Source organism: Pediococcus acidilactici DSM 20284 (assembly GCF_000146325.1).
Classification (GTDB): Bacteria; Bacillota; Bacilli; order Lactobacillales; family Lactobacillaceae; genus Pediococcus; species Pediococcus acidilactici.
Map to the genome: position 1 here is coordinate 1,556,850 of NZ_GL397067.1, position 18,903 is coordinate 1,575,752.

The following is an 18,903-nucleotide window of genomic DNA, read 5'->3' on the forward strand; positions in this document are numbered from 1 at the left end:
GCGTTGTCGTATCAACGTTTATAACGTTTTTGACAACTATTTAAATATATCATCATGAGAATCAATTGTCAACAACTTTTTTTAAATTGTTTTATTTGAAATCTCACTAACTGGCGAAAAACACCAGCTCATACATCTTAACATTAAGCATCAAAATCTGTCAACAACTTTTTTTGAGTTGAGATTTTTTTAAATCGCTCAACGCCTTGATGCACCCTTATCGAAGAGCACTTAAATATAGTATCAAGATTACTAAATCAGGTCAAGGCTTTTTTTAAAAAAAATAAAAAACGAGCTTATTCGCTCGTTTTTTTAGGTACTATCCGATTAATCCGGTTTGGTTTTATTACCGTTGCAAACATTCCCGCAAACATTCCAAAATAGTAAGTGAGCAAACGCCAAATTATCATGGCTAAAACCAGCTTGCTACTATTACCTACGAACTGGGCAAAGATAACACTAAAGCCATACTCCGCCCCTCCTGCGCCTCCAGGAATGGGGAATAGCGAAATCACCATGAAGATCAGTACATGCAAGCACGTCACCATAATTAGATGCACGTGAGTCTTTCCTAATGCTAATAGGATGAAATATGGAATTAGATAATAAAACAGTAGTTGCAAAAAGGTTAATAACGCTACCTTGGCTAATAACCGCCATTGCGACTTCATCCGTACGCTTTCTAAGTAGAAAGTGTCCACCTTTGCATCAATCGACGTCTTCCACCTTAAATAACGCTCCGGTTTAGTGAATCGTTTAATCGGAATAAAGATAAGGTCAAACATTTTCTTGGTAAAGTTATGCCAGTACATAATCATCAATAACCCGATAATTACTGCTAAGTGAATCAAAAAACCAAATAGCACAAACCAAGAAAGAAATTTAATCTTATCTTCCAAATACTGGAAGCCAATCAACAGACTAAAAATAAAGTTCAATACAACCATTGACTGAAAAACCACGAACTTCATTAATAGTACTGAACTAGCTCGGCCGCCTTCAATACCACTCTGCATTAAAGCCACTAACTGAGCTGGCTGTCCCCCGGAAGAAAAAGGAGTCAGTCCATTAAAGAGCTGCTCAATCAATGGAATTCGAATTGCATCTTTCCAAGACAGTCGATCGCCGTTACTTTCCACCAATACTTTAGTTGCAACGGCTTCGAAGCCTAGATACAAGATAATACATAATAGGGCCACTAAAAGCCAGCCCACGTTTAGATTCAAAATATCATGCGAGACTTGGTGCAAATTAACCCCACGCAACGAATAGCCAAAAATTACCAATCCGGCCAAAATCATCACGACAAGGACAATCTTGTTTTTCCTTGTAATAATGATTCCCCCCTATTTAAGCAAAGATGAATAATAATTTAGCCAAATCTCTGCTAAATGATCTTCTGAATATTCTGCCGAAGCTTGGTCTGCACGCTGCTGATAATCCCTCAGTTGTGCCGGATTTTTGACTAACGCACTCAATTTTTGATCCATTTCAGCGTAATTGTCCGCCGCAATGTAATAGCCCTTAATAATTGAATGATACAAGTCTAAATCACGTAACATCACCGGGGTTCCGCAACTGAAGGCCTCGAGAACCGACATCGGAAACAGTTCATTATAAGAAGGCAATAAAAATAAGTCCGCGGCATTATAGTATTCCACTAACTTATTCCGGTCCACAATTCCAGTAAATTTTAAGTTTGCTGGAGGATTATCAACCACCTTTTTTAAATCAGCATACCCATCCGTTAACCTACCAAACGAAAATCCGCCTGCCCAGATAAAATACATCTCTGGGTGTTGTTGAGCAAGCTTGATAAAATCCTTTACGCCTTTTCGTTCTTGCACCTGACCAATTCCTAAAATGGTAAACCGGTCTTGCACACCCAGTTGTTCCCTAACTTGGCGGCGTTGTTCGGCATCGTACTGGTAAAACTCGTCCTTCCGAACAAAATTAGGTATGTAAGTAATAATTTCCCGTTTAATTCCGTACTTAACTAATTGATCAATAAAAGTTGGGTTCACTACTACAATCTGATCCATTCGTTTATAGAACGCGATAATGTACTTATAGAATAACCAACGAAAGGGTTGTGGAATCTTAAGACTCCCCTCGATAGTTTCTGGGAGAAAATGAACGTACCCCACCTTTACGCCCCGCTTTTTAGTAAAAGTGGACACAAAAAATTGGGGATCAATTGTATGATAATGACTGATATCCGCTTGCGTATAACGATTAATTGATAAATCAATTTCTTTAGGAAAATGCGTCTTCAGCAAACGAATCAATTCTTCATACGCACTACCAACTCCTTGTCCCTTAACCTTACTGGCGGACGAAAACATGTTCACCTTAATTGGCATAACCTAACTAACCCCTAACGTTAAACAAAATTATTCCAGTTCAGACTCTTTCTTTGAGCCATGTTCCAAATCGGCATGAGCGCTGATTGCACTATTATAGTAATCTACAATCCGCTTTCCAAAATAATCCGCGGAAATTTCATAGAGCTTCTTTTCCCGAGGACGTGGATCATTAAATTCATCCGGATGTTCAATATACCGCTTAATTGCTTGCACGAGCTGCCCTTCGGTATCAAAAACCTTCCCTAACGAAGGATCATCTAGCAACTCGTCCGTATACGGCCCTGATTTGGCCACCACTTTTAAATGCGAAGCCATCGCTTCAATATACGTTAACCCCTGCGATTCCGAATCAGAAGCCGAAACAAATAGGTCGGCCGCTTGATAATAACGGTAAACTTGATCATTATTAATTTCGCCTGTAAATTTAACGTGCTTTTCCAAACCTAAATCATGAACCTGGTTTTCCAGGCTAGTCCGCGCAGGACCATCCCCCACTATCAACAACTGGGCATCCGGAACCTCTTTTAAGATTGCGGGGAAGCAATCAATCACTTCTTGGATATTCTTTTCGTACGCCAAGCGACTTAAGGATAGCAAAACTGGTGTCTTTGCATCATATCCTAATGCTTCACGGCATTGTTGGGGATTGCTATCTTTTTGGTACTGTTCCAAGTTAACCCCCGTTGGAATGATGCGCGTGGGAACTTGAATCCCGTAACGTTGAATTGTTCGCTGCACCCGTTCACTTGGAGCAACAATCCCGTCAATGTGATAACAAAACGCCCGCGTCATCTGCTTAACGTGGTACGGCTTGAGTAATTTCCCGTTGGCTACATAGTGTAAATAATCCTCATACATCGTGTGGTACGTATGGATTACCGGAATTTTTAAAGCTTTAGCAACAAACTTTCCCATCCAACCTAAGGAAAACTCCGTCTGGGTGTGGACAATATCAAGGTTAAGTTCCTTAGCAATCTGAGTAGCACGAATAAACCCACTGATTGCAATTCGACGGTCGGTAAATGATACAAACGGAATGCTAGTAAAACGAAATACGTTCCGTTCATAGACGTTTGTATCAACTTTCGGATCCGTCGTCGTGAAAATATAAACTTGATGCCCCTGTTTTTCTAACTGATCACGCAGCGTTTTAATTGACGTTGCTACCCCACTAACTTGTGGAAAATAGGTGTCAGTAAACAGTCCAATATTCACAGCGAATCTCCCTCTTTGTCCTAATTAAACTACTTTCTCTAATTATATTGGTTTAAAATGCGATATGCAAACAGCTGCCTCTACCTTATAAAAAACGTAAAACTAGTTGGTTGAATTGGGCAGGCTCTTCTGCCATCGGAATGTGGCCAACGTTTGACATTACCTCCACTTGAATACGGGAATTGAGCTGTTTAAGTGCATCCCCCATCTGGGGATTAAAAAACGGACTCTTTTCCCCTAAGATAAACAATACTGGTTTTGTGGCTGCTCGCAAAACCGGACGCCAATCCTTTCTCGCGTGTCCCTTCACTAAAGAACGGTTTTTAGGCTGTGAAAAAGGATATTTAGAATCAATGGCCTTAGAATTCTTGTAAACGTACCCCTCAATTCGACGGTAAGCTGGCCGTAAAATAGGCTCGCTCATCAGTTGTTCAAAGTTAGCTTCGTTTAAATTTTTAAAGCCGTAATGCCATTGATCATCGTTCATCATTCTAGGCGATTGATCAACGAAAATAGCCTTGCTAACAAAATCCCAGCCCCGAATCGATAAAATATTCCATAAAACAGCGGCCCCCATTGAATTGCCAATTCCAATCGGTTCTTTAATCTCTAACGCATCCACTAATTGAAGTACTTCGTCAGCCAAATCGCCAATCTTCAAATCATAGTCAACCCGGTCCGAACGACCATGGTTAAGGTAGTCCAACCGGATCACCCGGTAACCATGTTGTAAGAAGAAGTTAACTTGGCCTGACCAAATTTCCGTATTTCCGCCAAAACCCGTTAAAAACAGGATGGGGATCCCTTCTCCCTGGTCTTCGTAATAGATGGTTTCTCCAGTTTTTAGTATAAATTCCATACGTCGCTCCTTATATAAAACAAAAAGGAACCGCGACCCAATGGTCAACGGTTCCCAGTTAACTTATTCAGCTTACTTGTTATTAACAGTTTCTTCAACTAACTTAATTACATCTTTGTTAGTTTCCGCTTCTGTGATAGCCTTTTCAGCTAACTTCTTCATATCGTCCGTGCTTAGCTTCTTCATCAATGAGCGAGTCTTCAAAATTGAAGTAGCACTCATTGAGAATTCATCCAAACCAAGACCCATTAGAATTGGTACAGCGATTTGATCGCCAGCCATTTCACCACACATCCCGGTCCACTTGCCTTCCGCATGGGAAGCATCGATCGTTTGCTTAATCAAACGAAGCAGTGATGGGTTGTATGGTTGATAAAGATATGAAACCTTTTCGTTACCACGGTCTGCAGCAAATGAGTATTGAATCAAATCATTTGTACCGATACTGAAGAAATCAACATACTTAGCGAGCTTATCAGCGATCATTGCAGCTGCTGGGATTTCCATCATCATCCCGACTTGGATTTCACCAACCTTAGTACCTGCATCGATCATCTTTTGACGCTCGTCGTCGTAAATTGCCCGAGCCTTCTTGAATTCAGCTACCGTAGCAATCATTGGGAACATAATTGCTAGCTTACCGTATGCTGAAGCACGAAGAAGCGCCCGTAATTGGGTCCGGAACAAATCCGTGCGGTCTAAACTAATCCGGATTGCCCGGTAGCCTAAGAACGGATTCATTTCTTCAGGTAATGGTAAGTAAGGAAGGTCCTTATCTCCACCAATATCCATAGTCCGAACTACAACTTGCTTACCGTTCATTCCTTCAACAACTTTTTTGTAAGCTTCAAATTGTTGATCTTCAGAAGGTAATTCAGAAGCATTCATGTACAAGAATTCAGAACGGAATAAACCAACTGCTTCACCGCCGTTATCCAGAACACCTTGTAAGTCATCTGGAGTACCAATGTTAGCAGCTAAGTCAAAGTGTACACCGTCTTTAGAAACGGTCCGTTCATTCTTTAACTTTTCCCATTCAGCTTTTTGAGCTTTGAAATCTGCACTCTTTTGTTCATATTCTTTGATTTCATCATCAGAAGGATTGATTAGCGCATCCCCAGTTAAACCATCGACAATCATCATATCGCCTTGCTTAACGCTAGTAGTAGCCTTTTCAGAACCCACTACCGCAGGAATTTCCAAGGTCCGCGACATAATGGCTGAATGTGAAGTCCGTCCACCAATATCAGTGATAAAACCTTTAACGTAACGACGATCCAATTGGGCCGTGTCACTAGGTGTTAAATCATGAGCAACAATGATGACTTCGGAGTCGATCAAAGCTGGATTTGGCAATTCAACACCAAGTAAGTGACTCATCAACCGTTTAGTAACGTCACGAATATCTGCAGCCCGTTCTTGCATGTAAGCATTGTCGGTCATTGCTTCAAACATCGCGATGAAGTTGTCAGTCACTTCTTTTGTAGCTTCTTCAGCGTTGATGGTATCATTTTTGATCTTATCTTCAATGTTACCAATCAACTCTGGATCTGAAAGAATCGTTAGATGAGCTTCAAAAACTTCTGCTTCTTCAGCTCCAAGATTTTCAGCAGCTTTAGCTTTAATAAGGGTTAGTTCCTTTTTAGACTGTTCTAAAGCATCATGGAGACGATTAATTTCAGCATCGACATCCGTAATAGTCTTCTTTTCGAAAGAAAGATCGGGATCCACCATTAAGTAAGCTTTAGCGATGGCAATTCCATCACTAGCTGCTATACCCTTTAATGTCCCAGTCATTATTCGGAAAGTCCTTCTTTCTTCATTGTGTCTTCAAGTGCAGCGATTGCGTCAGCTTCGTCGTCACCGTCAGCAGAGATTGTAACGTCTGCGCCTTGGCCAACACCAAGTGACATTACACCCATGATTGACTTCAAGTTAACAGACTTGTCCTTGTATGTTAATTGAATGTCTGAGTTGAACTTGCTTGCTGCTTGTACCAACAATGTTGCTGGACGAGCATGAATACCTGTTTCTGCAATTACATGAAAGTCGCGTTTTTCCATAATATATTTCTCTCCTTAGTAACACTAAATTTTGCTATAAATGAAGTTGCTTGTCGCGTCATCCATTTACAAGCCTTTGACAAGATAATATCAATTTACGAGCCTTAAAGCAAGCCCTTACATAAAACAAAAATCAACTGCCTTATTGTTTTTTGTTATTCTCGTAACGGTAAGTAATTGTTCCGCCACGTTGGGCTTCACCGATTAACTGCTTGCGTTCCGGAAAATCCATAAAAACCGGTTGGAATTCTTGGAACTCTTCGGCTGTGATCGTTAGCTCATCGAGTACCCCATCTTTTAAATCATTTAAAAGCTTCAAATAATCACGCATTTTAACACCTCATTTAGCTTATTTATTCTATACCTTTATACTAATTTTTACAATACTGGCGCCTCCACAATACCTTTTTCCAATTTTGAATCAAACTCCTTGCACAATTTAAAAGAGCGTGTATAATTTAGTTATGGTCAATATTGGTCAAACATTTTTTGACGTAATGGCTGATTAGTTTCTTTCATAACTTCATTATAGAAGGGAGACAGCACATGCTTTGTCAAAATTGTCATAAGAACGAAGCAACCATTCATTTATATACTAACGTGAATGGTCGAAGGACAGAGGTTAACCTTTGTCAAAATTGCTATCAACTTTTGAAGAACCAACAACTTAATAACAATAATGGAAATGGAGGTGCGCGTATGGCACAAGATCCATTTGGATTTGGTAACTTAGACGACATTTTCCGTGCAATGCAAGGTGGCAACGTAAGTCGTCCGGAAGATATGTACGGACAACAAGTTCCCCCTACTCAAGTAGGCCGCGGCGGTGGAAATAACCCCAACGGCGGTAACGGAAGCCCTCTTCTAGGCCAATACGGTTTAAACTTAACAGATTTAGCAAAACAAGGAAAGATCGACCCCGTGATCGGTCGTGATAAAGAAATTGAACGCGTTATTGAAATTTTGAATCGACGGACCAAGAACAACCCGGTTTTAATCGGTGAAGCTGGAGTTGGTAAAACTGCGGTAGTTGAAGGTCTGGCACAACGGATTGTGGAAGGCTCAGTACCACAAAAATTATTGAATAAACAAATTATTCGTTTGGACGTCGTTTCATTAGTTCAAGGTACCGGAATTCGTGGTCAATTCGAACAACGGATGCAGGAATTAATGAAGGAAGTTCAAAATAATCCGGACTTAATCGTCTTCATTGACGAAATTCACGAAATTGTGGGTGCCGGAAATGCGGAAGGCGGCATGGACGCCGGAAACGTTTTAAAGCCTGCCCTTGCACGGGGTGACTTCCAACTAGTCGGGGCCACCACTTTGAAAGAGTTCCGGGACATTGAAAAGGATGCGGCGCTTGCTCGCCGGTTGCAACCCGTTCAAGTCGACGAACCTAGTGAAGAAGAAGCAATCAAGATTTTGAAAGGTATCCAAAAGAAGTACGAAGATTACCACCACGTTCACTACACTGACGACGCGATCGTGGCGGCGGTTAAGTTGTCCAAGCGGTATATTCAAGACCGGTACTTGCCAGATAAGGCAATCGACCTTCTTGATGAAGCCGGTTCAAAGAAGAACTTAACCATCAACGTAGCGGATCCGGAAACCATTCAAAAGAAGATTGACGAAGCCGAAGCTGAAAAGAAGAAGGCTCTGGAATCGGAAGACTACGAAAAAGCAGCCTACTACCGTGACCAAGTTTCTAAGTTAGAAAAGAACAAGGATGGCGCAACTAATAAGGAAGATGAACCAACCATTACCGCAGAGGATATGGAAAAGATCATCGAATCAAAGACGGACATTCCGGTCGGCGACTTGCAAAAACAAGAGCAAGAACAGTTGCAAAACCTTGCTAGCAACTTAAAAGCGCACGTTATTGGTCAAGACGAAGCGGTTGATAAGATTTCCCGGGCAATCCGGCGGAACCGGATCGGACTTAACGGAACTGGACGGCCAATTGGTTCGTTCCTCTTCGTTGGCCCTACCGGAGTTGGTAAGACTGAATTGGCTAAACAATTAGCTGATCAACTCTTTGGTTCCAAAGATGCCATGATTCGTTTTGACATGAGTGAATATATGGAGCCACATTCAATATCTAAATTGATCGGTTCGCCTCCAGGGTACGTGGGCTACGAAGAAGCTGGCCAATTAACCGAACAAGTTCGGCGGCATCCTTACAGCTTGATTTTGCTTGATGAAGTAGAAAAAGCTCATCCAGACGTGATGCACATGTTCTTACAAATTCTTGACGACGGTCGTTTGACTGATTCACAAGGTCGGACGGTCAGCTTCAAGGATACGATCATCATCATGACTTCTAATGCTGGATCAGGCGACGTTGAAGCCGACGTTGGTTTCGGTGCGGCAATGCAAGGTAAGACCCATTCCGTACTCGACAAACTTGGCAACTACTTCAAGCCTGAATTCCTTAACCGGTTTGACGACATCGTTGAATTCCACGCGTTGACTAAGGATAACCTAATGCAAATCGTGGACTTGATGATTGCCGACGTTAACAAGATGCTAGCAACCCAAGGCTTGCACGTGAACGTTACCAAACCAGTGGAAGAACGCCTTGTCGAACTTGGATACGATCCTAAGATGGGGGCTCGGCCATTGCGGCGGGTCATCCAAGAGCAAATTGAAGATCGGATCGCGGACTTCTACCTCGATCACCCAAGTGAAAAACAATTAATTGCTCGCATCAAGGACGACAAGATTGAAGTTGCCCCTGACGACAAAAAATAATTTCTGATTAGTTTCTTTTAAAAATGGGACCAGGATTTCATTGCTGAAATTCTGGCCCCTTTTTTTGTTCTGTTTGGTGGGCTTTTGAGTCGCTGCATAGCCGAAACGTGCTCTGAAACCTAGCTTTTTCCGGTTAACCAAATTAAGGCGCCGATTGCTTAAACCGCAATCAACGCCTTAACTTCGTTAATCCTCAAAAGCTGCCCAGGTTTCAGAGCACTCTTATAATATATCCCCATTAAAAATCGAATTCTTCACAATTACGTAGTCGACCTTTCTAATCGATTCCAAATCGCGTCCTCCCGCATATGAAACCGCCGACTGCAAATCTTCTTGCATTGCCTTCAACGTATCCGCTAAATGTCCGCGTTGATGAATCCAAATCTTCTTCCCTTCGACGTTTTTCGCCTCTCCCTTTTGGTATTGAGAAGCACTACCGAAGTATTCCTTATAGGTGACACCGTCTTCCACCTTGGTTTCCCCTGGTGATTCGATATGTCCTGCAAATAACGAACCAATCATCACCATGGTTGCCCCGAAGCGAATTGATTTTGCAATGTCCCCGTGGTTCCGGATTCCGCCATCGGCAATCAGTGGCTTACGAGCAACTTTTGCACACCAACGTAAAGCTGATAGTTGCCAGCCGCCGGTTCCAAAACCAGTCTTCAACTTAGTAATGCAGACCTTTCCTGGTCCAATTCCAATTTTAGTTGCGTCCGCGCCGGCACTTTCTAGTTCACGAACCCCTTCAGGAGTCCCGACGTTTCCAGCAATTACAAAACTTTCTGGTAATTTTTCTTTAATGTAATGAATCATGTCAATTACGGTTTGCGCATGCCCATGGGCCACGTCAATCGTAATGTAGTCAGGGACTAAATTCTTAGCAGCTAATTCGTCAATAAAGTCGTATTCGCCGTCTTTAACACCCACACTAATAGAAGAAATCAATCCTTTAGCCTTCATTTTTTTGACAAAAGCTAACCGAGTTTCTGGTTCAAAACGGTGCATGATGTAAAAATAGCCATCTGCCGCTAACTTTTCCGCAATTTCTTCGTTGATAATGGTCTGCATATTAGCCGGCACTACCGGTAGCTTAAACGTATGTTTTCCCAATTCAACTGTTGGATCACATTCACTACGGCTGCGAACAACACACTTAGCTGGAATTAGTTGAATGTCTTCATAATCAAATACTTTCATTCTGGTCCCCTCGAATTGATTAAATTAATGGCCAATCGCCACCAAGCAATAATATACACTAACTTTATCAACAAAACAAGTTAAAAAAGTTCGCTTTCTCACCTAATAAATCGTTAATATATTTCTTATCATCTAATGATAATGTCATTATGCGAATTATTCACCATTTCTCCCGCGATTCTAGTACAATTGATCCGCAAACAAAAAAAGCACCCAACTTTTAAATCGTTGGATGCTTCTTGAAAGGCATTTGGTTGGCACTTTCTTTCGAAATCCCTTTGTCCGCAACGCTTCAAGCCATATAACAATGTCCCCGGCGAGAATCGAACTCGCAACCTATCGCTTAGGAGGCGATTGCTCTATCCAGTTGAGCCACGGAGACCTAATAATTTAGTATTACATGAATTTTAAATTCTGTAAAGTTGTCCTGCCAGATTAGTAGCACCTCTCCTAAAAGGCATCTCTTCATTCCACCCCTAAACAACTAAAAAAACCGTCCCAGTAATTATTAGATTTTGTCTAACAAATATGGACGGTTCATAATTTCTGAAACCTTGTTCAGAATAATGCTCGAATTTGAAAATTTTTCAAGCCGGTGTAACCTAGTATTTCAAAAAATTATCTAGGAAGCTTTGCCTTTTCAATGTTTTTCTTATCCAAGTCTTCGTACTTAATCCCCGTTACACTTTCCATGCCTTCACGGGTAACGATTAATTGTTTACCAAATTTTCGGATTGTGCCTGTTGGGAAGCGTTCTGGATACTTGTTATAGATTGTTCGCACGTAATCCTTTTGCTTGCCCCACATTAGGCTTGCTTCACGACTTCCGATTAATTCATCTGTGTTAAGGTCAATTTTTAAATTTTTCGACATACTTATTCCTCTTTTCTCTACATTCAAACTCTCAGCGTGTCTTGTTATCTAAAGGGTAAATCTATTTATCCTTATATTAGCAAAAAAACTGTTATATGGCTTGTAATAGGCTCAAACTTAATCTTTCTTAAAATACTAGCTACTCCCCCCTATGTATCACAAGATAATAAACAAAAACGGGCATACTGTATTTTACCACAAAGAAAAAGATCAAGAACAATAAATGTAATAAAAAACCCCAAACCGGCTCTTCTTACCCGATTTGGAGTTCCTAGAGAAGGCTTAAGCTTTTTTAGTTGCTTCACTCATCCGTACTACAACCCGACCATGTAAATCGTGCAATTCCTCTGAACGTGAATTAGCAACGCTGGCTGGGTCAATTTCGATTAAAATTGAGTTTTCATAGACTTTTCCAACGGTTCCTGCAAAACCAGTTGGTAGAAGATCAGTTTTCTTCACCGTAACTTCGTCGCCTACATCAAATGGTTTCTTTTCGTCAACTTTTTCCTTATCCGCCATTGTTATCTCCTTTAATTCCCTGCATTAATGTTTTCACTCTCTACCTGACTATTACTTACGTTAGCAGCTCCATTAGCTGATAACGCCGCAGTCCCGGTTTCGGCGTGCTTCAAGCCGAGGCCTTTTCTTATGAAATCAGTCACCCGTTGTAGCTCGGTGTGGGAAACAATTTCCATCGATTGTCCATTGACCATTTGACCACTGCCTTGAGCATGGGTTTCTTCAATGTTCTTCGATGCGGCCCGGTAATTCTTTGCCAAGTCCACGAGGTTACCAAACGTAAAGTCGGTTTGGGTTTCGTTAGCAATTGAATCGATAAAGTCTTTATTAAGCAATGCTGAAACCGAACTGCTCTTGCCAAGGATAGCAGTTAACACTGCCCTTTGTCTAGTCTGACGCCCGTAATCGTTTTGCGGATCGTCATAACGCATCCGGGAGTAGGCCAGCGCCTTCTTCCCGTCCATGTGAGTCTTAACACCCTTTTTAAAGGTATAACCATCATACGTAAAGCTGAGCGTTGGAGTAATATCAACTCCACCTACTTCGTCAACGACCTTTTGCATGCCACCCATGTTAACTAAGACGTAGTAATCAATCGGAATGTTGAAAACCGATTGTACCGCGCGAATCGCAGTTCCTGCCTTACCAAATGCGTAAGCAGCGTTAATTTTAGACGGCGACTTTTCTTCGTACCCTGGAATGGTAACCCCTAAATCCCGCGGGATGCTAGTAATCGTCGTTTTATTTGTCTTTGGATTAATCGTAACCACCATCATACTATCGGTCCGTCCCTTATACGAACGACCGAGTGCTCCGGTATCCGTTCCCATTAATAGGATCGAAATTGGCTTTTTATTAGCAACTAAATCGGCGGTATTCCGTTGTTTTTTAATACCTGCACTACTGTAGGTACTATCAACCGCATTTTTGACATTCTGGTACTTGCGCACCCCATAGAATATTCCACCAAGCAAAATAACTGCTATAACAATTAAAATAGTATTGCGCACCGTGTGCGACGCTCTTCTACGTTCTCTACGCATAAAATTATACCCACCTTTCAACAGTGACTATATTACACTATTTCAGGCCCTTTTTAACTAAAAAATTAATAATTAAGCAAAACTAAATAATATTTAATTTGATTTCTTTGCGCGGGGCTTCCCCTTCCGTTTCAAATGCTTCTTCTTCCCTTTTTTCTTAGGCTTTGAGGAAGCAACGGGGCTCACCTTCGTTGCTGCTTTACGAGTTTTAACATCCCGTAAAGGAGCTTTTTGTGGCGCTTCTTCGGCAACTGGCGCAGACGTTTGTTTTTCGTCCGCCACTTGTTCGGCAACTTGCCGAGCTTTAGTAGCGGTCATTATCTGGCGGTTAGCAATTGCCAATTTTTCTGCCGGTTGGTCCAGCTCCCGCAAGATCTTCTTTAGGTTTCGGATGTCGTGGTCATCTCCCAGGCTAATCACAAAGCCCGCCTGGCCCATGCGTCCGGTCCGTCCAACCCGATGAGTGTAGGTAGTGGCGTCCCGCGGAATGTCGTAGTTAATTACGGCCGGGAGGTTTTCAATGTCCAATCCCCGAGCCGCAACGTCGGTAACCATTAATAAGGAAAGTTCCTTCTTCTTAAACCGGCGCATTGCTGCAGCCCGGTCAATTTGTACCTGGTGTCCCGCAATTTTGCCGACCTTAACGCCTTCGTGCTTCAAAAGGGCGGTAATTTTTTCCATCGTCGCTACGTGGTTAAAGAATACCAACCCTTGGAACTTCTTTACCCGACTTAATTGGCGTAAAATTTGTGGTTTGTTCTTCGGTGAAGCAGTTAGCCAACCGTGTTGCACCGCCCCCCGGGTCTGGTCTTCAGCCCGGACGTCAATTACTTGCGGCGTTACGCCAAACCAGGTTTGCAAATCATCTATTGCAAGGTCGTTAGTGGCTGAAAAGAAGCTCAATTGGACGTCACTCGGTAATTGGTCTTCAATCTGACGCACGTCTTCGAGGGCTTCCCCCGTCAAAATTTCGTCAGCTTCGTCAATTACTAAACTCTGAATTTCCTTCACCTTGAGGCGTCGCTCATTAATTAAGGTAAGTACTCGCCCAGGGGTTCCTACGATAATCTCGGGCTTCTTCTTTTTTAACCGTTCAATCTGACGTTGCACGTTCGCTCCGCCGGTGATTGAGGTAGTCTTCAAGTTAATTAAACTTGCCCATTCGCGAAAAACGTCCGTGGTTTGGATCGCCAACTCTTGGGAAGGCGCCAATACTAGCAATTGCGGACCGTTGCCTGGAATCACTTTTTCCAGTAATGGCAAAGCAAATGCTAAGGTTTTTCCGGAACCAGTTGGGGAAAGTCCTAAGACAGTTTCTCCCGCCCGGAGCGGTTCGGCAACCCGTTCTTGAATTAAGGTTGGTTGCTTAAAGCCCTTTTCTTGAAAATGTTGTTGAAATAAATCGTTCATGAAAGTTTAATCCTCTTCTTTTTCATTGGTAAAGTATATCTTACCATTTTGCCGGAGGTTATAGAGCAATTTATTGACGTTTCGACTCAAAGTTAGCCATTCTTGGTAATCCCTTTGATTCTGCGGATCATCCGGATCGTTAATTACCCGCGCAAAGTCAGTTGCTTCGGCAATCATTGGGTTTTCGTCTGGAGCGGTGCTAATCAATTCCTTGTCTCCGGACGCATTCAAATATTCAACCCGGTTTAATTCAGCCGCGTTGTCCATAATAATGGTATCTTTCAAACCATAAATTTCTGAACCAATTTCTGAATTGACGTTCTTTCCAATGTTTAGAACCACGTCATATTCTGGGTAACGTAAAATTGCGACGCCCTTACCATCGGCACCAGTGCGCAATTTTTGATTGAAGTAAGCCACTTCGTCTGGCATTCCAAACCAAACCATCGCGTCGTATGCAAGGTAAACTCCGAGGTCTTGCAGCGCGCCTCCGGCAAATTTCAACGAAAAGATGTTTGGTTCGTTGCCGGATAGATAACTATCAAACCGACTAGAATACTTCGCGTAAGTTAGCGTTGCGCCCTGGATTTCGTCCATTTCGGCAATCTTTTGGGTGATTGCTTTGAAATTAGGTTCGTGAATATGCCGAGCTGCTTCGAATAGTTTAGCTTGCGGGTGCGCCTTTAAAATTTTGTCTAATGCCATCCATTCGGTAGGATTGGCAACGATGGGCTTTTCCACTACCGCTACCTTATCGGCTTCCAAAACTTGTTTAGCTTGAGCGAAGTGCAAGCTGTTAGGTGAGGCAATGTAAACAGCATCAATTTCGTCATCGTTAACCATATCGGCAATTTGGTCGTAGAACTTAGTTGCCCCGTTCTTATCCCCAAACTCGTGTGCCTTTTCGAGAGTCCGCGAATAAACCGCTGTCAATTTCCATTCTTTGCTAGCATGGGCAGCATCCACATACTGCTGGGTAATCCAATTAGTTCCAATAATTCCAAATTTAATCATGCTGTTTTCCTCCTTTAAATTTCTAACTCTATTCTACCTTAATTAAGGTAAGTTATTCAGCGTAGAATTGCAAAAATGTTTTCTCGACTGGTAAATTCGCAAAGAATTTTTGGTTGCCGCAGATATTTAACCACGGAAAAATCACCACCCTTGATAAGCGCTTTCATTAATCGTTGCGGGGTGCAATATTACAAAACGATTTCGATTACTTCAATTTTTTAACAAGTGCTAAAAACTAAGCCGTTTTACTACTTCGCCTACCCAAATAATGTTATATTTAAGTGGACAATAAAGAGAAGGAGTATGGGCGTATGAACTGGCAAAAAACAGCACTTGGTGACCTTTTTTCATTAATTCGTTTCGATTCTAAAAAAACCGATAAAACTGAAGAAACCGTCAGTCCGTTTTTCTTTGCCGGGACCTGGTTATATCACGAGCCCAATACTAATCGAGAACACGAATTAAAAATTTTACCTAACTACGACGTTTACCTGGACGGAAAATTATTGAAAACGGTGGTCGAAGATTTGGATAGTTACCGAATCACCTTCATTGACCGTTTTGGCTACCACCTCGTGGTTAAGGCTAACGAATACCGCCCAATCAGCGTTTACGATGAAGCTAACAACGAAACTTACGCAATCGTTGATGCAGAAAAAGAGCCTGAAAATCGTCCCGAAAAAGAGGATTGATTTTCAGGCTCTTTTTCATTTACTGAAAGTTGCCCATCATCTAGTACTTCTGCCATTCCTGACGTCCGCCGTTAAAATATGAAACTGGCAATTCAATTTCCCGGCGGTCGGTCTTCAGCGTCCGCTGATTATCGTATTCCACAAATTCTACATGCCGGTCGGCCTTTTGAACTTTCTCGGCTTCCAACCAAAACTGGCTTTGTTTAACGTATTTTGGATACAGTCGTTGCCGAATTTCCGGAGTAGTCTTAATTACGACCGGTTGTCCATAATAATTAGCTAACCGCCGGACCAACTCGGCTAAGATGGGGCCCTGCTTCTTCCAATCCACCTTCTCCGCCGTATCTTCCCCGTAGTAGCTCACCCGGATTACCACCGGGAGCTGCCCGGTATTACTTTTCACTTTGCGACTAATATATTGAAGCTGCTTTACCGCACTTCTTTCAAAACTAAAGTTGTGCACCACCCCGACCTTAAGGTTAGTTGCACGTAACCGGTCGTAGTTCGTGTTAAACGAATCATCAAAGTACGTGGCGCCCGTCGTCGCATTTAAATAGACAAACTTTACTTTTTGCTTAGCCAAATCTTGAAAATTGACGATCCCATCTGCTTGATCAATCACGCATCCGCGGATTGAATATGGTGAAAGGGTCTGCTGTTCTTGCTGTTGGACGTGCCAAAAGATTCCCCAGCCTCCCGCAATTAGTAACGCCAACGCGATTACGATGGAAAGAATCAATCGGCGTTGACGTTTGATGGCTGCCTTAGCAAACCGGGGACGCTGAGCCGCGCGCAGATTTTGTTTCATCGTGCCGCCTCCTCATTGTTGAATATTGTACACTTATCCCCTATAATATTCGAATTATCATTAAAAATATTTTCAGAAAACACGAACGTTTCTGGCAACGTTCGTTCAGGGGGTTTTTATGAATAATTCAAAACCAAAGCAGCTGCAAAAAAACATCGGTTTATTTGCAGCTTTTTCAACCGTAATGGGCACGGTAATCGGCGCGGGCGTCTTCTTTAAAGTAGCCAGCGTCACCGCCAGTACCCAATCCGCGGGGCTGAGTTTACTAGCTTGGCTTGCGGGAGGAATCTTGACCATTTGTGGCGGGTTAACCAGTGCCGAACTTGCCGCAGCCATCCCGGTGACCGGAGGCGCGATTAAGTATCTTGAAGCCAGTTACGGCAAACTGACCGGCTTTTTAATGGGCTGGGCACAAACCTTGATTTATTTTCCGGCTAACATCGCCGCCCTTTCAATCATCTTTAGTACCCAATTAATCAATTTGCTGCACTTATCCAATGGGCTTTTGGTGCCCATCGCCATGCTTTGTGGCGCGTCGGTCACCGGAGTCAACCTGCTGGGCGCTAAGTACGGGGCGCGGTTACAATCGGTCGCCCTCATTGCTAAGTTAATCCCGCTGATCGTGATCGTAATTTGGGGACTGGGTTCCAGTAGTCCGGTACACCTCAGCCTGCTACCAGCAAACAGTCACTTTTCCCAAACCTTAACCGGATTTAGCGGCGGCTTGCTAGCTACCCTATTTGCTTACGATGGCTGGTTAGGAATCGGCGCAATTGCCGGCGAAATGAAAAATCCCAAACGTGACTTACCTTTAGCAATTGGCTTAGGGCTCACCGGAATTATGGTGGTCTACTTAGTGATTAATTTCATCTTCTTGCGGACCCTGCCAATCCACGAACTTGCTGGCAACCTTAACGCCGCCTCCGTGGCAGCCACCCACCTGCTAGGTAACTTGGGCGGTAAACTAGTTACCATTGGAATTTTGATTTCCGTATACGGCGCACTAAATGGATACACAATGACTGGAATTCGGGTGCCTTACGCAATGGCTTTAGAAAATTCGTTGCCATTCAGTCGGGCTTTAAAACGGCTTTCCCGCACCAGCGTGCCGTACGTAGCCGGATTACTACAATTAGTAATCGCCCTTTTGATGATTAGCGTCGGTTCCTTTGACTTATTAACCGACATGTTAATTTTCGTAATGTGGATTTTTAACGTTTTAATCTTTTACGCGGTGATTAAATTGCGCCGCACCCAACCTGAATTAGAAAGGCCATACCGGGTGCCGCTTTATCCGTTATTGCCAATTGTGGCGATCCTCGGCGGGACTTTCGTATTGGTCATGACCATCATCAACCAACCGGTTCTAGCAATTACCGGAATTATTATAACTTTGTTAGGAATCCCCGTATTTCTTGCGACCAATCGTGCTAATCGTTAAGATAAATGCATAACTAAATTAGGAGGCTAACTAATGTTTATTATTAAGTACATCCCCTTTCTTGGCCTCGCGTTAATCATTTTGATCGGCTGTTTGATTGCTTACGAGCGGCGCCCTTCGTTAGACCGGGCCGTAGTTTTCGGTAGTTTAGCCGTGTACCTAGTTTGCGTAGCGTGGCTCTTATTTACCCCGGGACAATACTTCTTTGACCCGTACGCTTATTACGCCCGCTACTTCTATTGGCACCACGCTAAAATAATCTACTACCCTTCGGCATTGCGCTCGATGGGTTCGTACATGAACATCGTAATGACGATTCCAGCCGGCGTTTATCTCGGAATTTTATTCCACCGGCATCTAAACTGGCTGACTGTCATTCTTTGCGCAGGCCTAGTCGGAATTTTCAACGAAGGCAACCAACTAATTTTGGACATAATCATTAACATCCAACGGACCGTGGACATTACCGACGTTCTCACTAACGCGGCCGGAGTGGTAATCGGCTACCTTGCCTTTTACTGCTTGGTTCGTCCGTGGTTGAAGAATACTAGCTTTGCTTAATTGCTCGATACCAAAAAGAGCGTGGAACAAAAGGTTGGTAGTTTGCAAGAATTAAAAAAACGAGCGTTATGCCTAAATTTGGCAT

General features: G+C 42.8%; 18 protein-coding genes and 1 tRNA gene. 4 read left to right on the forward strand and 15 right to left on the reverse strand.

Annotated features, from left to right (window positions below; genetic code table 11):
- Positions 1-296: 296 nt before the first annotated feature.
- The 7 genes from HMPREF0623_RS07450 to HMPREF0623_RS07480 form a co-directional block, all read right to left on the reverse strand.
- Positions 297-1,334: a lysylphosphatidylglycerol synthase transmembrane domain-containing protein gene (locus HMPREF0623_RS07450; protein ID WP_260283077.1), complete on the reverse strand. Its 1,038-nt coding sequence runs from the start codon at positions 1,332-1,334 to the stop codon at positions 297-299.
- 12 nt (positions 1,335-1,346) lie between these two features.
- Positions 1,347-2,363: a glycosyltransferase family 4 protein gene (locus HMPREF0623_RS07455; RefSeq protein WP_004166561.1), complete on the reverse strand. Its 1,017-nt coding sequence runs from the start codon at positions 2,361-2,363 to the stop codon at positions 1,347-1,349.
- Positions 2,364-2,393: 30 nt separating this feature from the next.
- Positions 2,394-3,581 (reverse strand): glycosyltransferase family 4 protein, encoded by a 1,188-nt coding sequence (locus HMPREF0623_RS07460; protein ID WP_004166563.1) that lies wholly within the window; start codon positions 3,579-3,581, stop codon positions 2,394-2,396.
- 85 nt (positions 3,582-3,666) lie between these two features.
- Complete coding sequence (locus HMPREF0623_RS07465; RefSeq protein ID WP_004166564.1) at positions 3,667-4,440, reverse strand: alpha/beta fold hydrolase; 774 nt, start codon at positions 4,438-4,440, stop codon at positions 3,667-3,669.
- Positions 4,441-4,512: 72 nt separating this feature from the next.
- On the reverse strand, positions 4,513-6,237 hold the full coding sequence (ptsP, locus tag HMPREF0623_RS07470; protein WP_002829776.1) for a phosphoenolpyruvate--protein phosphotransferase: 1,725 nt from the start codon (positions 6,235-6,237) through the stop codon (positions 4,513-4,515).
- The gene (locus HMPREF0623_RS07475) at positions 6,237-6,503 is read right to left on the reverse strand and encodes a phosphocarrier protein HPr (protein WP_002829779.1); all 267 of its coding nucleotides are present in this window, start codon (positions 6,501-6,503) and stop codon (positions 6,237-6,239) included. The genes ptsP and HMPREF0623_RS07475 overlap by 1 nt, the downstream gene beginning before the upstream one ends.
- Before the next feature lie 142 nt (positions 6,504-6,645).
- Positions 6,646-6,834 carry a hypothetical protein gene (locus tag HMPREF0623_RS07480; protein WP_002829780.1) on the reverse strand — a complete coding sequence of 63 codons (189 nt, stop codon included), beginning with the start codon at positions 6,832-6,834 and terminating at the stop codon, positions 6,646-6,648.
- Positions 6,835-7,049: 215 nt separating this feature from the next.
- Here HMPREF0623_RS07480 and HMPREF0623_RS07485 point away from each other — a divergent pair, with 215 nt between their 5' ends.
- The gene (locus tag HMPREF0623_RS07485; protein ID WP_004166566.1) at positions 7,050-9,257 is read left to right on the forward strand and encodes an ATP-dependent Clp protease ATP-binding subunit; all 2,208 of its coding nucleotides are present in this window, start codon (positions 7,050-7,052) and stop codon (positions 9,255-9,257) included.
- Between the two features lie 222 nt (positions 9,258-9,479).
- On the opposite strand, the gene HMPREF0623_RS07490 is transcribed toward HMPREF0623_RS07485, so the two are convergent.
- From HMPREF0623_RS07490 to HMPREF0623_RS07520, 7 genes are all read right to left on the reverse strand, one after another.
- Positions 9,480-10,457: a GMP reductase gene (locus HMPREF0623_RS07490; RefSeq protein ID WP_002829784.1), complete on the reverse strand. Its 978-nt coding sequence runs from the start codon at positions 10,455-10,457 to the stop codon at positions 9,480-9,482.
- A gap of 308 nt (positions 10,458-10,765) precedes the next feature.
- A tRNA-Arg gene (locus tag HMPREF0623_RS07495) sits at positions 10,766-10,839 on the reverse strand.
- A gap of 236 nt (positions 10,840-11,075) precedes the next feature.
- The gene (locus HMPREF0623_RS07500) at positions 11,076-11,330 is read right to left on the reverse strand and encodes a helix-turn-helix domain-containing protein (RefSeq protein WP_002829785.1); all 255 of its coding nucleotides are present in this window, start codon (positions 11,328-11,330) and stop codon (positions 11,076-11,078) included.
- A gap of 282 nt (positions 11,331-11,612) precedes the next feature.
- Positions 11,613-11,849 (reverse strand): hypothetical protein, encoded by a 237-nt coding sequence (locus tag HMPREF0623_RS07505; RefSeq protein ID WP_002829787.1) that lies wholly within the window; start codon positions 11,847-11,849, stop codon positions 11,613-11,615.
- Positions 11,850-11,860: 11 nt separating this feature from the next.
- Complete coding sequence (locus HMPREF0623_RS07510; protein ID WP_004166567.1) at positions 11,861-12,892, reverse strand: LCP family glycopolymer transferase; 1,032 nt, start codon at positions 12,890-12,892, stop codon at positions 11,861-11,863.
- Positions 12,893-12,985: 93 nt separating this feature from the next.
- Positions 12,986-14,302, reverse strand: a complete 1,317-nt coding sequence (locus HMPREF0623_RS07515; RefSeq protein WP_002829790.1) for a DEAD/DEAH box helicase — start codon at positions 14,300-14,302, stop codon at positions 12,986-12,988.
- 6 nt (positions 14,303-14,308) lie between these two features.
- The gene (locus HMPREF0623_RS07520) at positions 14,309-15,316 is read right to left on the reverse strand and encodes a Gfo/Idh/MocA family protein (RefSeq protein WP_004166568.1); all 1,008 of its coding nucleotides are present in this window, start codon (positions 15,314-15,316) and stop codon (positions 14,309-14,311) included.
- Between the two features lie 311 nt (positions 15,317-15,627).
- Between HMPREF0623_RS07520 and HMPREF0623_RS07525 the strand changes: the two genes are divergently transcribed.
- Positions 15,628-16,008, forward strand: coding sequence for a DUF4828 domain-containing protein (locus tag HMPREF0623_RS07525; RefSeq protein ID WP_002829792.1), 381 nt, complete (start codon positions 15,628-15,630; stop codon positions 16,006-16,008).
- 40 nt (positions 16,009-16,048) lie between these two features.
- Here the strand turns inward: HMPREF0623_RS07525 and HMPREF0623_RS07530 are convergent, their stop codons facing one another.
- Entirely contained in the window at positions 16,049-16,816 is a 768-nt protein-coding gene (locus HMPREF0623_RS07530; RefSeq protein WP_004166570.1) for a GH25 family lysozyme, read from the reverse strand.
- A 118-nt stretch (positions 16,817-16,934) separates the two neighbouring features.
- On the opposite strand from HMPREF0623_RS07530, the gene HMPREF0623_RS07535 reads away from it, so the two are divergent.
- Both HMPREF0623_RS07535 and HMPREF0623_RS07540 read left to right on the forward strand, forming a co-directional pair.
- Positions 16,935-18,257 (forward strand): APC family permease, encoded by a 1,323-nt coding sequence (locus HMPREF0623_RS07535; protein ID WP_002829794.1) that lies wholly within the window; start codon positions 16,935-16,937, stop codon positions 18,255-18,257.
- A gap of 33 nt (positions 18,258-18,290) precedes the next feature.
- Positions 18,291-18,818 carry a VanZ family protein gene (locus HMPREF0623_RS07540; protein ID WP_004166571.1) on the forward strand — a complete coding sequence of 176 codons (528 nt, stop codon included), beginning with the start codon at positions 18,291-18,293 and terminating at the stop codon, positions 18,816-18,818.
- Positions 18,819-18,903 lie beyond the last annotated feature (85 nt).

Excerpts from the sequence above, each read along its gene's own strand:
- HMPREF0623_RS07455 (WP_004166561.1), bottom strand. The coding sequence starts at position 2,363 with ATGCCAATTAAGGTGAACATGTTTTCGTCCGCCAGTAAGGTTAAGGGA.
- HMPREF0623_RS07465 (WP_004166564.1), bottom strand. The coding sequence starts at position 4,440 with ATGGAATTTATACTAAAAACTGGAGAAACCATCTATTACGAAGACCAG.
- ptsP (WP_002829776.1), bottom strand. The coding sequence starts at position 6,237 with ATGACTGGGACATTAAAGGGTATAGCAGCTAGTGATGGAATTGCCATC.
- HMPREF0623_RS07475 (WP_002829779.1), bottom strand. The coding sequence starts at position 6,503 with ATGGAAAAACGCGACTTTCATGTAATTGCAGAAACAGGTATTCATGCT.
- HMPREF0623_RS07480 (WP_002829780.1), bottom strand. The coding sequence starts at position 6,834 with ATGCGTGATTATTTGAAGCTTTTAAATGATTTAAAAGATGGGGTACTC.
- HMPREF0623_RS07485 (WP_004166566.1), top strand. The coding sequence starts at position 7,050 with ATGCTTTGTCAAAATTGTCATAAGAACGAAGCAACCATTCATTTATAT.
- HMPREF0623_RS07490 (WP_002829784.1), bottom strand. The coding sequence starts at position 10,457 with ATGAAAGTATTTGATTATGAAGACATTCAACTAATTCCAGCTAAGTGT.
- HMPREF0623_RS07500 (WP_002829785.1), bottom strand. The coding sequence starts at position 11,330 with ATGTCGAAAAATTTAAAAATTGACCTTAACACAGATGAATTAATCGGA.
- HMPREF0623_RS07505 (WP_002829787.1), bottom strand. The coding sequence starts at position 11,849 with ATGGCGGATAAGGAAAAAGTTGACGAAAAGAAACCATTTGATGTAGGC.
- HMPREF0623_RS07510 (WP_004166567.1), bottom strand. The coding sequence starts at position 12,892 with ATGCGTAGAGAACGTAGAAGAGCGTCGCACACGGTGCGCAATACTATT.
- HMPREF0623_RS07515 (WP_002829790.1), bottom strand. The coding sequence starts at position 14,302 with ATGAACGATTTATTTCAACAACATTTTCAAGAAAAGGGCTTTAAGCAA.
- HMPREF0623_RS07520 (WP_004166568.1), bottom strand. The coding sequence starts at position 15,316 with ATGATTAAATTTGGAATTATTGGAACTAATTGGATTACCCAGCAGTAT.
- HMPREF0623_RS07525 (WP_002829792.1), top strand. The coding sequence starts at position 15,628 with ATGAACTGGCAAAAAACAGCACTTGGTGACCTTTTTTCATTAATTCGT.
- HMPREF0623_RS07530 (WP_004166570.1), bottom strand. The coding sequence starts at position 16,816 with ATGAAACAAAATCTGCGCGCGGCTCAGCGTCCCCGGTTTGCTAAGGCA.
- HMPREF0623_RS07535 (WP_002829794.1), top strand. The coding sequence starts at position 16,935 with ATGAATAATTCAAAACCAAAGCAGCTGCAAAAAAACATCGGTTTATTT.
- HMPREF0623_RS07540 (WP_004166571.1), top strand. The coding sequence starts at position 18,291 with ATGTTTATTATTAAGTACATCCCCTTTCTTGGCCTCGCGTTAATCATT.